The following is a 2,725-nucleotide window of genomic DNA, read 5'->3' as shown; positions in this document are numbered from 1 at the left end:
AGTCCAGACGGACGCCCCAGGAGTCGAGGAGGCGGAACAGCGCCACCTCGACGGCGAACAGCGCCGGCTGGGTGTACGCCGTCTCGTTGATCAGCTCGGCGTCGGCGAGCGCCTCGCGCAGCGGGCGGTCGAGGTGGCGGTCGAGCTCGGCGCAGACGGTGTCGAGGGCGGCCGCGAAGGCGGGATGGGCGGTCGTCAGCTCCGCGGCCATCCCGGCGCGCTGGCTGCCCTGCCCGGTGAACAGGAACGCGGTGCGGCCGGCGGCGACGGTGCCGTGCAGGACGTCGGCGTGCGACTCGCCGGCGGCGAGGGCGGCGAGGCCGGCCAGCAGGTCGGCGCGGTCCTCGGCGACGACGGCGGCCCGGTGCTCCAGGGCCGCGCGGCCGGTGGCGAGCGACCAGGCGATGTCGCCGTCGGTCGGCTCGGCGGGCGTGCCGGCGGTGCGGTCCAGGTGCGTCAGCAGGGCGCGGGCCTGCTCGCGCAGCGCGTCCTCGCTCTTCGCGGAGAGCACCCACGGCCGGACGGCCGGGTCCTGGTCGGCGGGGAGCTCGGTGCGGGCGGCGGCCGGGGCCTGCTCCACGATGGTGTGGGCGTTGGTGCCGCTGAAGCCGAAGGAGGAGATGCCGGCGCGGCGGGGGCGGCCGGTCTCGGGCCAGGCGCGGGCCTCGGTGAGCAGTTCGACCGCCCCGGACGCCCAGTCGACGTTGGGCGAGGGCTCGTCGAGGTGGAGGCTCTGCGGCAGGACGCCGTGCTGCATCGCCATGACCATCTTGATGATGCCGGCGACGCCGGCGGCGGCCTGGGTGTGGCCGATGTTGGACTTGAGGGAGCCGAGCCAGAGCGGCCGGTCGTCGGTGTGGTCCTGGCCGTACGTGGCGAGCAGCGCGTGGGCCTCGATCGGGTCGCCGAGGGTGGTGCCGGTGCCGTGGGCCTCGACCGCGTCCACGTCGGCGGCGGTCAGGCCCGCGTCGGCGAGGGCCTGGCGGATCACGCGCTGCTGGGAGGGCCCGTTGGGGGCGGTCAGGCCGTTGGAGGCGCCGTCCTGGTTGATCGCCGAACCGCGGACGATCGCCAGCACCGGGTGGCCGTTGCGCTCGGCGTCGGAGAGCCGCTCGACGAGGAGCATGCCCGCGCCCTCGGACCAGCTGGTGCCGTCCGCGGCGGCCGAGAAGGACTTGGAGCGGCCGTCCCGGGCGAGGCCGCGCTGGCGGCTGAAGTCGACGAACGCCTCGGGGGTCGCCATCACGGTGACGCCGCCGGCCAGGGCCATCGTGCACTCGCCCTGGCGCAGCGCCTGGACGGCCAGGTGCAGGGCGACCAGCGAGGAGGAGCAGGCGGTGTCGACGGTGACGGCGGGGCCTTCGAGGCCGAAGGTGTAGGAGACGCGACCGGAGGCGATGCTGCCGGAGGTGCCGGTGCCGAGGTAGCCCTCGACGCCCTCGGGGACGGCGCCGAGCCGGGTCGCGTAGTCGTGGTACATGACGCCGGCGAAGACGCCGGTGCGGCTGCCGCGCAGTGTCGCCGGGTCGATGCCGGCCCGCTCGAACGCCTCCCAGGAGGTCTCCAGCAGCAGGCGCTGCTGCGGGTCCATGGCGAGGGCCTCGCGCGGCGAGATGCCGAAGAACGCGGCGTCGAAGAGGCCGGCGCCGTGCAGGAAGCCGCCCTGGTCGGCGTAGCTGGTGCCGGGGTGGTCCGGGTCCGGGTCGAAGAGGCGGTCGAGGTCCCAGCCGCGGCCGGACGGGAAGGCGGAGACGGCGTCGACGCCGCCGGTGACGAGCTGCCACAGCTCCTCGGGCGAGGAGACGCCGCCGGGGTAGCGGCAGGCCATGCCGACGATGGCGATCGGCTCGTCGTCGCGGCGGGCGGGCACGGCCGCGGGGACGGCGGGCTGCTCCGCGGCGCCGGCGATCTCGGTGCGCAGGTGGGCGGCGAGCGCGGCGGGCGTCGGGTGGTCGAAGATCAGCGTGGGCGGCAGCCGCAGGCCGGTGGCGGCGTTCAGCTCGTTGCGCAGTTCGACGGAGGTCAGCGAGTCGAAGCCGAGCTCGTTGAAGGCCCGGCCGGCGTCGATGGTGTCGGAGGAGGCGTGGCCGAGCACGGCGGCGACCCGCACCCGCAGCAGTTCGAGGAGTTCGCGGTCGAGTTCGGCGCCGGAGAGGCCGGCCAGGCGGCGCATCAGGTCGGTGCCGCCGGTGCGGCCGGCGCGGGCGGTCCGCCGGGACGGCGTGCGGACGAGGCCGCGCAGCTGGGCGGGGAGGGTGCCGGCGGCGGCCTGGGCGCGGAGCGCGGCGAGGTCGAGGCGCATCGGGACGAGCACCGGTTCGGCGGTCGCGGTGGCGGTGTCGAAGAGGGCGAGGCCCTCGGCGTCGGCGAGGCCGCGCTGGCCGCTGCGGGCGAGGCGCTGCAGGTCGGCGCTGTCGAGGGCGGCGGCCATCCCGCCCTCGGCCCACGGGCCCCAGGCGAGGGAGGTGGCGGGCAGGCCGGCGGCGCGGCGCTGCTCGGCGAGGGCGTCGAGGACGGCGTTGGCGGCGGCGTAGTTGGCCTGGCCGAGGCCACCGAGGACGCCGGCGTTGGAGGAGAAGAGGACGAAGGCGGTGAGCGGCTGGCCGGCGGTCAGCTCGTGCAGGTGGAGGGCGGCGTCGGCGGGACGCCCCCGGAACGAGGGCCGGCGAGCCGCGGGGGGGGGGGGGCGGAAGCCCAAGTCGAGGGCCGCCCCCGGGGGGGGGAC

Annotated in this window: 1 pseudogene; it reads right to left on the bottom strand. The window is 76.8% G+C overall.

What is annotated here, in order from left to right:
* Window positions 1-2,641: pseudogene (locus ACFV0G_RS38005) on the bottom strand (beta-ketoacyl synthase N-terminal-like domain-containing protein); the annotation flags it as partial.
* Window positions 2,642-2,725: the final 84 nt, after the last annotated feature.

This window comes from Kitasatospora sp. NPDC059571, assembly GCF_042735675.1.
Lineage (GTDB): Bacteria > Actinomycetota > Actinomycetes > Streptomycetales > Streptomycetaceae > Kitasatospora.
The sequence above is the reverse complement of the archived record's forward strand: the minus strand, read 5'-3'. Positions and strand labels throughout refer to the sequence as shown.